The 15,297-nt window shown below is 67.4% G+C and carries 12 protein-coding genes; 9 read left to right on the forward strand and 3 right to left on the reverse strand.

Annotated elements, in window-relative coordinates; translation table 11 throughout:
• Positions 1–57: 57 nt before the first annotated feature.
• Together ACGF7Y_RS18885 and ACGF7Y_RS18890 are read right to left on the reverse strand one after the other, a co-directional pair.
• The gene (locus ACGF7Y_RS18885) at positions 58–1,188 is read right to left on the reverse strand and encodes a ThiF family adenylyltransferase (protein WP_393235410.1); all 1,131 of its coding nucleotides are present in this window, start codon (positions 1,186–1,188) and stop codon (positions 58–60) included.
• Positions 1,185–2,624 (reverse strand): phenylacetate--CoA ligase family protein, encoded by a 1,440-nt coding sequence (locus tag ACGF7Y_RS18890; RefSeq protein ID WP_393235412.1) that lies wholly within the window; start codon positions 2,622–2,624, stop codon positions 1,185–1,187. The genes ACGF7Y_RS18885 and ACGF7Y_RS18890 overlap by 4 nt, the downstream gene beginning before the upstream one ends.
• A 161-nt stretch (positions 2,625–2,785) precedes the next feature.
• Here ACGF7Y_RS18890 and ACGF7Y_RS18895 point away from each other — a divergent pair, with 161 nt between their 5' ends.
• Both ACGF7Y_RS18895 and ACGF7Y_RS18900 read left to right on the forward strand, forming a co-directional pair.
• A complete protein-coding gene (locus ACGF7Y_RS18895) occupies positions 2,786–6,550 on the forward strand; it encodes a hypothetical protein (protein WP_393235414.1) in 3,765 nt (1,254 codons plus the stop codon).
• A gap of 214 nt (positions 6,551–6,764) precedes the next feature.
• Complete coding sequence (locus ACGF7Y_RS18900; RefSeq protein WP_393235416.1) at positions 6,765–7,496, forward strand: response regulator; 732 nt, start codon at positions 6,765–6,767, stop codon at positions 7,494–7,496.
• Between the two features lie 35 nt (positions 7,497–7,531).
• Here the strand turns inward: ACGF7Y_RS18900 and ACGF7Y_RS18905 are convergent, their stop codons facing one another.
• Positions 7,532–8,215 (reverse strand): response regulator, encoded by a 684-nt coding sequence (locus ACGF7Y_RS18905; RefSeq protein ID WP_393235419.1) that lies wholly within the window; start codon positions 8,213–8,215, stop codon positions 7,532–7,534.
• Positions 8,216–8,609: 394 nt separating this feature from the next.
• Here ACGF7Y_RS18905 and ACGF7Y_RS18910 point away from each other — a divergent pair, with 394 nt between their 5' ends.
• The 7 genes from ACGF7Y_RS18910 to ACGF7Y_RS18940 all read left to right on the forward strand — a co-directional run bounded on the left by ACGF7Y_RS18910 (position 8,610) and on the right by ACGF7Y_RS18940 (position 15,263).
• Positions 8,610–8,735 carry a hypothetical protein gene (locus ACGF7Y_RS18910; protein ID WP_357117263.1) on the forward strand — a complete coding sequence of 42 codons (126 nt, stop codon included), beginning with the start codon at positions 8,610–8,612 and terminating at the stop codon, positions 8,733–8,735.
• A gap of 132 nt (positions 8,736–8,867) precedes the next feature.
• Entirely contained in the window at positions 8,868–10,382 is a 1,515-nt protein-coding gene (locus ACGF7Y_RS18915; RefSeq protein ID WP_393235422.1) for an Hsp70 family protein, read from the forward strand.
• 2 nt (positions 10,383–10,384) lie between these two features.
• Complete coding sequence (locus tag ACGF7Y_RS18920) at positions 10,385–11,479, forward strand: tetratricopeptide repeat protein (protein ID WP_393235424.1); 1,095 nt, start codon at positions 10,385–10,387, stop codon at positions 11,477–11,479.
• Positions 11,476–11,988: a nucleotide exchange factor GrpE gene (gene grpE / locus ACGF7Y_RS18925; protein WP_393235426.1), complete on the forward strand. Its 513-nt coding sequence runs from the start codon at positions 11,476–11,478 to the stop codon at positions 11,986–11,988. Before ACGF7Y_RS18920 ends, grpE begins: the two co-directional genes overlap by 4 nt.
• Positions 11,988–12,449 carry a hypothetical protein gene (locus tag ACGF7Y_RS18930; protein WP_393235428.1) on the forward strand — a complete coding sequence of 154 codons (462 nt, stop codon included), beginning with the start codon at positions 11,988–11,990 and terminating at the stop codon, positions 12,447–12,449. Before grpE ends, ACGF7Y_RS18930 begins: the two co-directional genes overlap by 1 nt.
• A gap of 207 nt (positions 12,450–12,656) precedes the next feature.
• A complete protein-coding gene (locus ACGF7Y_RS18935) occupies positions 12,657–14,084 on the forward strand; it encodes an amidase (protein WP_393235431.1) in 1,428 nt (475 codons plus the stop codon).
• An 834-nt stretch (positions 14,085–14,918) separates the two neighbouring features.
• Positions 14,919–15,263 carry a hypothetical protein gene (locus ACGF7Y_RS18940; RefSeq protein WP_393235434.1) on the forward strand — a complete coding sequence of 115 codons (345 nt, stop codon included), beginning with the start codon at positions 14,919–14,921 and terminating at the stop codon, positions 15,261–15,263.
• The last annotated feature ends 34 nt before the right edge of the window (positions 15,264–15,297 follow it).

Consider the following 15,297-nt stretch of genomic DNA (forward strand, 5'->3'; position numbering starts at 1 on the left):
TATTCGGGTTCGTTTCGGCTCGACAAGAATCCTTGTCAGCAAGATCTTGCACGAGCACTAGGCGATGCCGAGCATCGCGCGGAATTCCGCCTCTCCCAGCTCGTTCCACCGCTCCCGCGTACCCCGCAGCAGCGTGTCGAGATCCACTCGATACCTGCCGGAGGACAAGCTGCTACCGCAGGCGATCAACCGTGCGGCCAGGCCGGCCAGCGCCCCCGCGAGAGTCACCGCGGTGGCCAACTGCGGCCACGAGGGCAAGCTGCGGCCGACTTCGGTCAGCGAGTAGCGCGTCCGCGGCGTCACGTCGCTGCCGACGATGGCGGTGGCCAGCTCGATCCGTCGCGCCGGATCGCGCAGCTCGGCCGCCGTCAGGTCGGTCAGATCACCGGCCCGGCCGTGCAAGAGCGGATAGTCCGGTTCCAGGTCGTAGCGCTCCACGTCGACGAAGGAGCTGTCGCCGTGATCGGTCGCCATCACCACGGGGATGCCGAGCGCGCGGGCGCGCTTGCGGATATCCACTTTCAGCGCGAGGTCGTCCATCTCCTCGATGAGGACGGTCAGGGGCGCGGAGCCTCCCGGCCCACCCAAGTAGTCCAAGGCGTTCTCCGGCCGGTACCCCTCGGGGAAGGCGGCGATCTCGCTATAAGGGTCCAGCTCCAAGGTACGGCGTTGCGCCAGCGTCAGTTTGGGTTCGCCGAGATCGCACACCGACGCCTGAAGCCTGTTGAGGTTGGTGCATCCGAGAGTGTCGTGCTCGGCGAGCCGGAACCGCCGGGCGCCGGACAACGCGCAGACCGCCAGCGCGGATGCGCCCACGCTGAGCCCGGCCACTCCCACCACGGCGTCCGACCAGGCCCGTTGCTCGTCACCGGTGAGCAGGTGCCGGTTCCTGGCCGTTCGCAACCGCCAGAACTGCTCGCGGTCGGGCAGTTCGACAATGGTCCGGCGCCACGGGTACACGACGTAGCGGCTGATCCGGTCGACGGCCGCACCGTCCCGTACCGAGGTCAGGTAGTCCTCCAGCGCTGCCGCCGCGGCCGGGGTCCCCGCGGCGAACTCGGGCCGCTCGATCAACGCGAGTTCCCTTGCCGCGCTCGCCCAGCCGTCGACCAGCCGGTACCCGGATCCGGGTGCGCGCAGTTCGGCGATGCGCCGCTCGTCGTGTGCCGGATGCAGGATTTCGATCATGACCGCGCCCCCGTCCACCGGTGCTTGACGCCGGTCTCGAAACCCGCGCTGCCGTGCCGGTGCAGGCTGATCCGCGGCTCGGCGGCCGAGCCGAGCGTCTGGTGCAGGCGGCGGTATTCGCTGTTGGTGCGCAGCAGGGCATCGACCACCTTCCGCTCCAGCAGCGCGGTGAATCCACCCGCGGGGCAGACACCGTCGCGGAGCTCGACGCGCAGCCGCAATGTCTGGTCGAATCGCGCGTCGGTGTCGGTCAGCAGCACGAATTTTCCCGTGACCGTCGGGCTGACGTCCGGATCCTCCAGCGCGGCGCGGATGTTCTCCGGGTAGATCTCCAGCGCGTAGAACGACGCGGCGACATCGGTGCGCCGGTGCAGGGCGAGGAATCCGCAGGAGTCGGTGGAGGTGCGCACCGGCAGACGGTGACCGTGCGCATCGAGGACGGCGGCGAGTTCCGCGGCGGAGAAGATCCGGCCGACATCGTTGATCCGGTAGCGCAGCAACGGGATCGCGGTATCGGCGCTGAACAGGAATCGGCCTTCGGCGTCGACTTCGGTATACCGGTACTCCGCGTCGTACTCGACGAAGGTCGGCGGCAGGTGCGCCGCGCCGAACAAAGCCTCGCTCAGCGCGGGATCCGCGCCGGCCGCGCGGCGGACGGCGACACTGGTGCGCGTCTCGCAACCCATGATGCCCGCGTCGGCGGTGCCGTAGACGACGCGGATCTCCCCCGGCTGTCCCGGCTTGCCGATCCGGTCGAGCACGTAGTCCCGCCATTCTTCGGTGATGGCCTCGCCTGCCAGCAGAATGCGCAAGTTCTGGCGCAGCACCTCGGCGGGCGCCCGATCCAGCACATCCTTGACGAACGGGGGGTAACCGGCCAGGACGACCTGGTCGTAGTGCGGGCCCAGTTCGGCGATGTCGGCCAGGATCGTCTCCGGTTCGATGCCGGGTGCGATGGTCGAGATGCGGTGCCCGCGCTGACGCATCGCGGTGGCCGCCGCGTAGGTGTAGGTGCCTCCGATCCAATTGCCCATCGCGAAGCCGACGACCAACAGCGTGGACCGCTGCCGCGTCTGGAAACTGTCGCGGAACACCCGCGAGTAGAGCTCGATCGCCTCTTCCTGGGCGACGAGGTCCCTAGGCCAATAGCTGGGCCGGCCGGTGGAGCCCGAACTGCACGACCACGTCCCGGCCGAAGCGACGTCACCATGCCAGAGCAACATGCGCAACGGGTAGTGCCGCAGGTACTCCACTTTGGTCATCGGCGGCAGCGCGGCGAAGTCATCGGCGGTTCTGATGTTTGCCGGTTCGATTCCACGGCGCGCGAGGAAGTCGGCGTAGGCCGGCACGTGGATCGCCGCCCGGTGGAAGGTATCGAGGGCGCGGCCGAATCCGGGCCTCGGCCGGGTCGGCAACGACAGTGATGGTGCGGACATGGTGACTGTTTCCTTTCCTCCCACTGCGGCGATGCGCGGCGCACGTTCGCGGCGTGGGTTCTGGAAACAGCCTCTGAGCAGTGCGTACGGTCGAGAAAGAAGTCAATACAAGGTCCATACGACACGCCGCGCCGGCGCCCGGATCTCGCTAGACTCCGGTCATGACCGATGGGGGCGGGGGGCGGGTGGATCCTCGATCCATCTCCACCCGAGAGGAATTCGCGGCGGCCTTCACTCGACTGCGCACTACCGCCGGGTTGACCGTCCGCCAGGTCGTCGACAAGTCGGGAGGCCTGCACGGCACGGTTAGCGGATGGTTCGCCGGTCACCATGTGCCGACCGAGCAGAACGAGCGGATGTTCCGGGATGTTCTGACGGCGTGCGGCGTTCGTGACCCGGAGGGGCAACAGCAGTGGCTCGCGGCGGTCCGGCAGGTGCGTCCGACGAGCGGACGCAGGCGGAGCCAGGGACCTGTGCCCTACCGGGGCCTGGAACCTTTTCGACCCGATGACGCCGAATGGCTCTTCGGCCGCGCCGAACTCACGGCGGATCTGCGACAGCGCGTTTCGTCGCTCGCCGGATCCGAGCAGCGGATACTCATCGTCACCGGCGCCTCCGGCTCGGGGAAGTCCTCGCTGCTGCGCGCCGGACTGCTACCCGCGCTCCAGCGCGAAGGCCGCACGGCCGCGGTCGTCACCCCGGGCGCGCATCCGGCACGGGTACTCCAGGACCCCGCCGACGTCCTGGTCATCGATCAGTTCGAGGAGACCTGGACACTGTGCCTCGACGACGGCGAGCGAGCCGACTTCCTGGCCGCGCTCGCGGGCGACGCGAGCGGCCGGACCCACGTGCTGGGACTGCGCGCGGATTTCTACCGCCACGCCGCCGAAGAGCCGTTCTTGCACCACGCGCTGGCGCATCATTCGGTCCTGGTCGGACCCCTGAGCAAGCAGGCGCTGTGCGACGTCATCATCGAGCCGGCCCGCAAAGCGAACTGGACCGTGGAAGACGAACTCGTGCAGCTGCTGATCGTGGAACTCGCGCCGCGCGGGTCCGCCGAAGCTCACGACACCGGCGCTCTCCCCTTGCTGTCGCATGCTCTGCTGGAGACCTGGCAACGGTCCAGCCGCCGGAAGATGACCGTCGCCGACTACAACGCCGTCGGCGGAATCGCGGGCGCCATCGAGCAAACCGCCGAGACCGTGTATCGCGGTCTCACCGAGCCGCAGCGGCAGATCACCCGCCGCACGTTCCTGCGACTGCTCAACATCGACGACGATGTCACCACCCGTCGCCGGGTACAACGCCAGGAGCTGTTCTTCGACCACGACTCCGTCTCGAACGTGAACACCGTGATCGAGCGGTTCGCCACGCACCGCCTGCTCACGGTCGAGGAAGAGACCGTCGCGATCACGCACGAGGCGCTGATCGGCGCCTGGTCCCGGATGCACCGGTGGCTCGATGAGGATCGGGAGAGCCTGGCCGTCCACCGCAGGCTGACCCAGGCCACCCAGGTCTGGCTCGACAACAACGAGGACCCCAGCGCGCTGCTCGGAGCCGCGAGGCTGGAATTCGTCCAGGAGTGGACGCGCGACGACGGACATCGGCGAGACCTCAACCAGCACGAACGCGACTACATCGCCGCCAGTATCGCCCACCGGGCGGAGATCCAGGCCGGAGAACGCCGCCGCACCCGGATCTTGCAACGGATGGTCGCCGGCTTGGCGACCGCGCTGATCGCGACGATCGTCTTGACCGGTGTCGCACTGGTGGCCCGGTCGAACGCCGCGCACGCGCGAGACGAGGCGTTGTCGCGCCAGATCGCGCTCCAAGCGGAGCGACTGCGCGGCACCGATCCCGCGCTGTCGGCGCAGCTCGCGCTCGCGGCCTTCCGCATCCAACCCACCCTCGAAGCCCGCTCCGCGCTCTTGGACAGCACCGCGGTGCAGACGCCGACCCGGCTGCTCGGACCCGACGGCGGCACGCTGGTGGCCACCGACCGCTCCGGAGTCGTGCTCGCCGTCGGCCGCAGCGACGCCACGATCGACCTGCACCACCTGCACCGGAGCACCCGTTCCGGACAGCCCGGGTCGGCGGATTTCCGCAGCCGGATTCCCGCGCCCCGGCCGGGAGCGGTTCTCGGCTCCGTGACGATGACTCCCGACGGCGCACTGCTGGCCGCGGCATTCGGCGGCCACATCGATCTCTGGGACATCGCGAACCCGGACGCACCCCGGCCGCTGGCCACCCTCGCCGGAACCGGCGTCCAGTACCGCACGCTCGATCTCGGCCCCGACAAGCACTCGCTCGCCGCGACGACCACCACAGCGGAGATCGTCCGATGGGACATCACCGACGCCCGGCACCCGATTCCGCTGCCCGCCTGGCAGCTTCCCGCAGGCGCACCCGTCATCGCGTTCGCCCCGAACGGGAAGCTCCTCGCCGCCGCGGGAAACGCGGGCGCACTGCGCATCTGGGCCACCGACCGGGACGTTCCGCTGACGGACATTCCGCCCGATGGTTCCACGGCGCAGGCATTGTCGCTGCGATTCAGTCCGGACAGCTTCGTCCTCGCCGTCCCAGGACGCGCCAACGAGGTACGCCGCTGGGATGTGCGCGACCCGGCCGCCCCTGCGCCATTGCCCGCGCTGCGTGGATTCACCAGTTATGTCAACGACGTCGCCTTCAGCCCGGACGGCACCCGGCTGGCCGCGGTCAGCTCGGACAACAAGACGCGCGTGTGGCGCCTGGACACCGACCAACTGGAGATGGAACTGCCCAACCCGGTCATCGTGGTGTCGGTGCGCTTCGCCCTCGACGCGCACGCACTGATCACGGGCAGTCTCGACGGCACGGTCCGGATCTGGCCGCTGCCCGGCCCGGTCCTGCGCGGGGCCCAGAGCGTGGTCTTCCAGACACCGATCGATCGCAGCGGGAAGCTATTGCTCGTCGGCACCGGCGCGGGCGACGGCAGCGCCCACCTGTGGAATCTCGGCGATCCCGCAGCACCCGTCGAATACGCCGCGCTGCCCGTCGGCGCGGATGAGAAGAGTTGCGGAGCGGTCGCGCTGGCGATGGACGGTTCGAGGGCCGCGGTCGGCACCCGCGCCGGTCACGTACTGCTGTGGGACCTGCGCGATCCGGCGCGTCCCCGGCTGGCATCGAAGGTGGCCGCCGTCAACGGCATCGTCTCCGCCATGACCTTCACCCCCGACGCCAAGACGTTGGTCGTCGCGGGCCAGGACGATCCGACGGTGACGCTGTGGGACCTCGGCGACCTCGCCACCCCGCGATCGCTCGGCTCGCTCTCCACCGGTCCCGGGCTGCCGGGCATCGCCGCCGTCGACCCCGCGGGCACCCAACTCGCCATCGCCACGTCCAACGAGTCGGTGTTCCGCTGGGACATCCGTGATCGCGCCCGCCCCCGAGAACTACCGAAGCTGTCCGGATTCACCAACGATCTGGCCGCCGTGGCCTTCAGCCCCACCGCGCCGATCCTCGCGGCGGGCAGCATGGACCACACCGTCAAACTCTTCGACCTGTCCGACCCGGAAGCGCCCCGCCATCTAGCCACGCTGGTCGGCGCCGCCGACGCGATCATCACCGTCAATTTCGGCCCCGACGGCACGCGCCTGGTCGGCGGCGCCAGTGACAACGGCATCTGGGTCTGGGACATCACCGACCCGCGCGACCCGCGACGGCTGGCGGTGCTCAATGCCTACGCGGGTCGGGTCAACGATGCCGTCTACGCGCTGGACGGCGATCTGCTGCTGGCGGCGGGACCCGACCGGATCGTGCGCGTCTGGGCGACGGACGTCGACGAGGTCGCCGCCGAACTCTGCGACAGCGGCAGCGGGCCGATCACCGCCACCGAATGGCAGCGCTATCTTCCGACCATCGCCCAGCACGGTCTGTGCCCGCAGTAGCGCACTGCCGGGCAAGATGTTGCAGCCCATACCGCACGGAGGCAACCATCGACGAAAAGGTCTCGCGTGGTGGCTATTACGGGCCGATAGAGCCGGAGGGAGTGCCAGATCCGGCGTCGATGATCTCCCCGTGCGCGTCTGCGCGAGGCCCATACTTATCTTCTCGCCGCGGGAGGGAAAGTTTCCATCGGGATCACGAGAGGGGAAACGATTCATGCGACTTCTCGTCGCTTCACCGCTCGGAAACGTCATCGAACCGACGCTGTCGGCGTCCTTTCCGGCGGGGAAGGTCATCGTCGCCCGCGACCGGGGAGAGGTGGCCCACGCTGTAACCGGCATCGAGAAACTCGACGTGGTGATCGCGGACCTGGTATGGAACGGCCCCGAGCAAGAGTTCCGCTTCGACGGGTTGGATGTCCTGGAAATGGTGCGCGAAAGCCGGGCGGGCACTGCCGTTCTGCTGGCAGGCCAAGGGCACAGCATGGAGCAGGATCACTTGGACGAGGCGTACCACCGGGCGGACGAGATCGCGGGTGTGCACGAGAAAGCCACGGGGGTAGCGGCACTGCTCTCGGCGATACGACAAGCGGCCGACGGCGAACGCCTGCCGAATCGGCCTGCGACGAGAGGCATTCCGTCGCTCTATGAACTCTTCACCGGGCACGACGGAGTAATCGCGGGCCGGCTCGCCGGGGCGATCGCCTCCGGACGCACGTGGGACCCCGTATCCCTGGCAGCCGCGGCCGAAGTCGATCTCGACGCGGCCCATTCGCTCGCCGACGGCTATCTCGGACGAATCATCACGCAACGGCGCGAGAACGAATCCCACGGAGAGCTGACCCCCGCCGTCGTGTACCGCTGGTGTGGATTACACGCGCGCTATCTGATGAGTTGGTGCCGCCGCAACGGGCACACGGAGGTACTGACGCTTGGGGACGAGAGCTGATGGCGATCTGCGGACTCCCCGTGCGGACCGTGCCGTCACATGAATCGCGGGCCGAGGACATCGGCATGGCCGTTCCGGCGGCACCAACTGATCAGATAATGCGCGTGCTCACCGCACCAGCGGAAGACCGCCCCCTGGGTCAACGGCGTACCCTCCGGCAACTCCTTGCGGGCGAGAATGATCGGCCCGATATAGGTGTTGGTGGCCTTGTTGGCGGTATTGAGACCCACCCGGGCGACTTGGGCGAGAGAGTTGTAGTCCCAAGCGGATTTGGCCGCGATCGCACCGGCCAATCGGCCCGCCGTCTCACCACGCTGTTCGGTGAACAGCGCGCACAGTGCGGGCGGCCCCTGCCGCGGGGGCGCGATCTGTTCACTGCGGCCGGTCGCGGCGCGCTGGATGGCCGCGAGCAGCGCGGGGACGCCGGATGACTTGTCGTAGAACTCGGCGATCTCCGCCGCGCGCAGCCGGGCCTCGTCGAGGTGATCGCTCTCCATGCTGTGCCCCTGCGCGGCGAGCAGAACCTCGCTCTGCCGTTTGGTGTCACGCAGCAAGTCCAGGACATCCAAACCGTCGAAACGGTACTCCATTTCGGGTTTGTTCCAGATCAGATCCGAGATGACCACGTCGAACCGGAAACGTCCCACGATTTGACTGCGAACCTCGTCGACATCGGAGGCAACCGCGACGGTCGACGCCGGAAAATATTGCGACAGCATGGGAGCGATGATTCCCCCCAGTGGCGAGGCGACGAGTACTCGTAAGCTCGGTTCCATATCGCGATCTTCATCGCTGGCGATACGCGTCGGCAAGACGTCGAACGTCTTTCGAACCAGTAGGTTTCATAGCGCGCGTACCGAAGCGAGATCGGCAACCCGAGCCGAAGACCGGGATACGAACCCCGGTAGCAAGATCTTGCCGCGAACGGGACACTCCGGGCAATAATCCAGCGACATCATCAGGGAATGGCAACAATTCGGTCCACCGCCGATAATACGGGCCGGAAATCACTGCGAAGTTCGCCGATTACTTGCCCTCCTCGAATTATATGATTCTAAACCTGTGCACCCCCGATGGCTCTGGAGCACAGTTCCCACTACCGGAAGGCCGACAATGGCTGAAGTGTGTCCGCAATGCAGCAAGAAGACCGGAATGGACATCGGCGAGAAGGATCGCCAGGGCTGGCAGAAATACCAGTGCCAGATGTGCAAATTCGAATGGAAGGCGCCGAATCCCTGACCGTTCCCGCCGACCGTCCGGTGCGTGGCGCGCGTCCGAAGACGCGTGCCACCACAGGAACCGCACAGGTTCGAATATCTCGCAGTATCCGATTTTCATGCACCGTCACCAGGTGCATCGGGAGGGCAAACAGTGGCACATACCGTCGGTATCGATCTCGGTACCACGTATTCAGCGGTCGCCGTCGTCGGCGCGAGTGGTAGGCCGGAGATCCTGGTCAACCGGGACGGCGAGCGACTCACGCCGTCGGTGGTCTTCTTCGACTCCGAGGGCGTGCTGGTCGGCTCGATGGCCAAACGGTCCACGGTGACCGCGCCGCTGGATGTCGCGCAGTTCGTCAAACGGCAGATGGGCAACCCGGACTATCGATTCGTCACCTCCGACGACCGCGCCTACTCGGCCGAGGAAGTGTCGGCGATGATCCTCAAACGACTGAAGGAGGACGCCGAACTCGTCCTGGGGCCGGGGCAGGTCACCGACGCGGTGATCACGGTCCCGGCATTCTTCGACGACGCGCGACGGCGGGCGACCAGGGACGCGGGCACGATCGCGGGTCTCAACGTGCTGCGTGTGGTGAACGAGCCGACAGCGGCCGGGCTGGCCTTCGGGCTCGACCGCGGCAGCGGCACCGTCATGGTGTACGACCTGGGCGGCGGCACGTTCGACGTCACCGTCATGCGCATCAGCGACGGCGTGTTCGACGTGCTCGGCACCGACGGGTTGCACGAACTGGGCGGCTTCGAATGGGACAACCGGCTGATGCAGCACCTCAACGAGGAGTACATGGCCCAGGGGGGCGGCGATCTCACCGACGCGTTCGAGACCGAAGCCGACCTGCGTGAGAAGGCCGAACTCGCCAAACGCACGCTCAGTTCGACCGGGTCCACCCGAGTGGTGCTCAGCCACGACGGCGTCACCCGCACACTGACCGTGACGCGCGAAACGTTCGAAGACCTCACCAGCGACCTGCTCAACCAGTCGCGGGACCTGGCCCACTCCCTCGTGGAGGAGTTGAGTCTGCCGTTCGCGGACATCGACCACACGTTGCTGGTCGGCGGGTCCACGCGCATGCCCATGGTGGCGACGATGCTGGAGGAACTGACCGGCAAGCCACCGCTGCGGGCCGGAAACCCCGACGAGCTCGTGGCGCTCGGCGCGGCGCTGCGGGCCGAAGCCGAGACGTCGTCGAGCGCGGCGCGCAAGCCGGTGATCCTCGACGTCACTTCGCAGGCGCTGGGAACGGTCGCACTGAACGACAGCTTGCAGCCGGGCAACAGCATCGTGATCCCGCGCAACACCAAGATCCCCGCCAAGGCGAGCAAGGTGTTCGGCACCGTCGCCGACGGCCAGACCGAAGTGCGGATCTGCGTCACCCAAGGCGACGACGAGGACATCGACCACGTCCGGTTCGTCACCAAAGGAAAATGGCCCGACGGCGGGCAGCTTTTCGCCATCCCGCCTTATCCGGCGAATGCTCCGGTCCTGATCACCTTCCACTACGACATGGATCAGACCATCCAGGTCGAAATCACCGACCTCACCGCGGACAGATCACTCGGCACGTTCGAGGTCGACAACGTCGCCAATCTCAGCGCCACCGACATCCGGGCCGCCCGCACGAAGAACGAAAATCTCGAGGTGAATTGAGCATGACCACGACAACCGAAGAGTTCGTCAACTACTACGAAATCCTCGGCCTCGCCGAGACCGCCGACGAGGACGCCATCAAAACGGCCATCCGCGAACAGCGCAGAATGTGGAACAAGCGCGCGGGCCAGTCGGATCCCGTGAAACGCGCGCAGGCCGAAGTCCGGGTACGCCACCTCGGTCAGGCCGAACGCGTTCTGCTCGACGCGAATCGACGACGGCAATTCGACCAGCAGGCCAGGCAGTATCGGCCGGCGAGCAATCAACCGGCGCCGGTGGCGCAGAGCGGCCGGGACTGGATCGGCCTCGCCCGCGAGTACTTCGAGCGCGGTAACGCGCCCTCCGCGTACTACTGTGCCCGCGAGGCGATCTCGGTCAACGGCGCCGACCACGAGGCGTGGGCGGTGCGCGCGAACTCGTCGTTCGTCATGGGCAACTACAAGGACGCCGGCTTCGAGTTCCGGGAAGCCATCGGTCTCAAGCCCGACAGCCCGGAATACCACTTCGACTACGCCGAAGCGTTCCTGGCCACCGGCGCGTTGAACGAAGCGCTCGGCGAATACGAGACGGCACTGCGTCTCGCGCCCGGCGAGCCGCTCTACCGGACCGCCATCGCCAACGTCTACTTGCAGCAGAACAAGAACGACAAGGCGCTGGAACTGATGGAGGATGTGGTCCGGCATCATCCGAACGAGCAGATCTTCCAGTACTACCTGGCACTCGCGCTGGAGCAGGTAAACCTCGGCATGTGGTCGCAGGTGCGCAGCGGGGCGTACTGCATCACCTCCGAGGCCCAGATCGCCGTCACCCGCGACATGTCCGGCCGCGCGTTGAAACTCCGGTTCGACGACGGTCCGCTGCGCGCCTCGCTGCAAGAGAACATCGAACTCGCCGACAAAGCCGCCGAGGCCAGGTGGTTCCACACCGGTATGGGCCCATGGGCGGTGGCCCTCATCATCGGCTTGGCCCTGATACCCATGAAGGGCATCGGATTGCTGATCGTCGCCGCCGTCATCGCCGGCTACACGCTCACCCACCGCATGCCTGTCTGGAAGCACAACTCGAAGCGGTACGACATCGTCGAGCGCGGCATATGACGGCCCCGCCCGGTACCGATGATCCGCTGACAACGCTGGCCGGAGAGGTCGCCCAACTGCGCGACCTGTTCCACCGCCGGTTGCTCGAGGACAAGGCGAAGAATCGAGCCTTGGACGATCTGCACGAGCAGCTCTCCCTCGCCCGCGGAGGGTTCGCCGAACAGCTGCTCGCCCCGCTGTTCCGTGAACTGCTCATGCTCGTCGATCGCGTGGCGTCGCTCAACGACGAGCATGACGAGGTGCTCGGCAGCATCGTCGACGAACTGCACGAGGTTCTCGAACGCCGTGGCGTCCGGCGCGTTCCCGCCAGGGCCGACTTCGACCCCGACATCCATGAAGCGGTCGCCGCCGAGGCTTCCGACCGATCGCCGGGCTCGGTGCTGCGGGTCGTGCGCCCCGGATACGTCATGGGTGCGCGCCTCTTGCGACCGGAACAAGTCGTCGTCGCGGCTCGCTCGGCGCGATCCGAGTCCGTCGAGACGGAATCCCATATCGAAAGGTTCGAATAATGCGCAAGTCCCTCCGCACGGCCGTCGTGCTCTCCGCTTCGGCGGCATTCCTGGGCCTGGGCCTGCCGAGCGCGTCGGCGGCGACGACTACCGTGAGCGGTACCATCGGGTGCATCAACAGTGCCTCGCCGGTCGGGGTCTGGGTCCAGGCCAAGACGTCGAAGTCGGGATGGGCGCGGACCAAGGTCCCGGTCCGGCTCGGCGGCCACTCCAAGGTCGACTATTCCTTCGAGCTCGACAAAGGTGGCGACTACCAGGTGCACGTCGGGTGCGGGGGGACACCGCAGAAGTGGGCGAAATCGCTGAAATCCAAGGATGTCTCGGGCACCAAGAACGATTTCCTCTGCAACGACATGGAGAGGTTCTCGGTGGCCGCGTTCAACGCGCTGGTCGGCCGGATGTTCGGCAGGCCCGACCTCACCCAGGGCGTGCCCTACGGCGAGTGCAAGCACATTCGCTGAGGCGATCCTCCGGTCGGGCAGCTCGTCCGAGCACCACATCGCTGCTGCGGCGCGTACCGCTCCGGGGAGGTGGGTGACCCGCCTGGCGAGCACCGCCCCGGTCCCCTCCCCACCACGGCCGAGCGGAGTCCCACGGCCGCGCACCGATATGGACGATTGACCAACTTCGCGCTACCGTCTGGTGGACAACGACGAGACGGAGCTCACATGACGGTGTCCGATCCCGCACCCGGCACGCGGCGGATGGGGCTGGGGTTGGCCGAACTGGCGGCCGCGATCGCGGGCGGCTCGATCACGTCGACCGAGGCGGTCGGCGAGGCGCTGGATCGGATCGACGCGGCCCAGGGCACGCTCAACGCCTTCCGGATCGTGCGCCGCGAGCGGGCGCTGGCCGAGGCCGCCGACGCCGACCGGCGCTGGGCCGCGGGCGAACGGCTGCCACTGCTGGGGGTGCCCGTCGCGGTGAAGGACGACACGGATGTCGCGGGTGAGCCGACCGCGTTCGGCTGCGGCGGCGATTTCGCGCCGAAGACCGAGGACGCGGAATCGGTCCGCCGCCTGCGCGCCGCGGGCGCGGTGATCGTCGGAAAGACCAATACCTGCGAACTGGGCCAGTGGCCGTTCACCAGCGCCGCGTGGTTCGGGCACACCCGTAATCCCTGGGACCGCACCAGGACGCCGGGCGGGTCCTCCGGCGGCGCTTCGGCAGCCGTCGCGGCCGGATTGGTCCCGGCCGCCCTCGGGTCCGACGGCGCGGGCTCGATCCGCATCCCGGCCGCCTGGACGAATCTGGTCGGCATCAAGCCACAGCGCGGACGCATCTCGACTTGGCCGGAGGCCGAAGCGTTCTACGGCCTCACTGTGAACGGACCGCTGGCGCGCACCGTCGCGGACGCGGCGCTCCTGCTGGACGCTGCGGCCGGTCCACACCCTGGAGACTTGCACACGCCGGAGCCGATCAGCGCCTCGGACGCGGTGGGCCGCGATCCGGGCCGGTTGCGCATCGCCCTCTCGCTGCGTATTCCGTTCACCGCGACCAGAACCGCCCTGGCTCCCGAGGTCGAGCGGGCCGTGCGACGTACCGCCGATACCCTGCGCGAACTCGGGCATACCGTGACCGTGGCCGACCTGCACTACGGCATCCTGATCGGCGCCTCGTTCCTACCGCGTTCACTCGCCGGAATCCGGCGGGTATTCCACCGCATGCCCGGCCTCGAGGTAGACCCGCGCACCGCCGCCAACGCCCGGATCGGGCGCGTACTCGACGGCCCCGCCCTCTACGCGGCACGCCAACTGGAACCCCTGCTGCACAGGCGAATCGGCCACTTCTTCCGCGACTACGACGTCGTCCTCGCACCCACCACCGCGACTCCCCCGCCGCGCGCCGAGGAGATCGACGGCATCGGCGTCAACGCCACCAACAACCTCATCACCGCGTCCTGCCCCTACACCTGGCCCTGGAATGTCCTCGGCTGGCCGAGCATCAACGTCCCCGCCGGTTTCACCGCCGCCGGTCTGCCCGTCGGCGCGCAACTGATGGGCACGGCGAATTCCGAACCTCTGCTGATCTCGTTGGCCGCCCAGCTCGAATCGGAACTCCGATGGGACCGCCACCGCCCGGAGCCGTGGTGGTGATCTGAGTCGAATCCGGCTCGGGCCGTAGCGGTTCCGATCCGAGCGACGTGCCGAATCAGGCTCGGCATCCACCTGCGCGATGTACCTTGTGGGATGCGCCGAGTCCACGCATGTGTCGGTACGGCCGCCGCTGTGCCCTCGCGGGTTCCGAGCGCCGATGCCGCGGCTCTCGGCCGAACCCGGAACGCGAGGAGGACCCCGATGGCCGACCGTCATTCGGTAGACGCTCATGTCTTGGTGGTGCTCGACGAGGAACTACAGCCGACTCAGCACCGCGGAGACGTATCCGCAGGCCAATAACGCCTTAGATGATGCGATCGGGCCGAGGGCGTTGTCTTGCTGAGCAGATCCGACTTGATTGCACGGGCATATGCCCGCTTCGCCCAACACTTGAGCAACGAGCTCGCGAGGCTCGCGAGGGCTGACGCCGAACACGGCGTCCGGCCCTTCGCTCGGGAAGCCGAGGGCGCGGCTCGAGTACTCTCCGACGCCGACAGAGGTTTTCGCCGCGAATTCGATACCGGCGACCCGTCATTCCCGCATCCCCTGTTGGAACCCGGGTCCACACCGCCGGATCGTTTCTATAACGGAGCACGCCTGTGGCAGATCGATCAGGTGTTTCCCAGGGCTTTTCGCGGAAGAGAAGCCGCAGCCGAGGATGGCTATATCCGTACGGCGTCGCACAGCACCGCCGGAGACGTCGTATATCTGACCGACGGCACAGATATCGCCGGAGTGTACGGAACGATCACGAGCTGGACCGATGTCCGCGACGGCACGATGCGGTTCCATCCCGCGGGCATGGTCCTGGGTATCGACGCCAACCGTATCCGGGTGAATCCGATGATCGAAGAGGGGCATTCGGCGGCCAACTTCATCGAAGGCGTGAGCGACCGCGTATTCACCACTCCGGGCCGGGTAGACACATCCAAGATCGTCAGTGTCGAATTCCAGACCTACGATGACATCATCAACAACCCCGAGGTAACCCTGGTCGCCGACGGGTTCCCCGGCTTCGAAGGCCTGAGCCCACAGGCGCTACGCGACCCCGCAGTAGTCGCCGATCGCCTCTCCACCATCGCCGACGCCGTGCGAAGGAACTATCCGACGATCGACGTCACCACCGGCGCCAACCATCTCTCCAGCGACGAAGCGATCAGAACCTTCCTGGCGACATGAGCAGCGACAGCGCCGCCCCCCGCCCTCTCCATCC

This window comes from Nocardia sp. NPDC047654 (assembly GCF_043205035.1).
In the GTDB taxonomy this organism is placed as follows: Bacteria; Actinomycetota; Actinomycetes; order Mycobacteriales; family Mycobacteriaceae; genus Nocardia.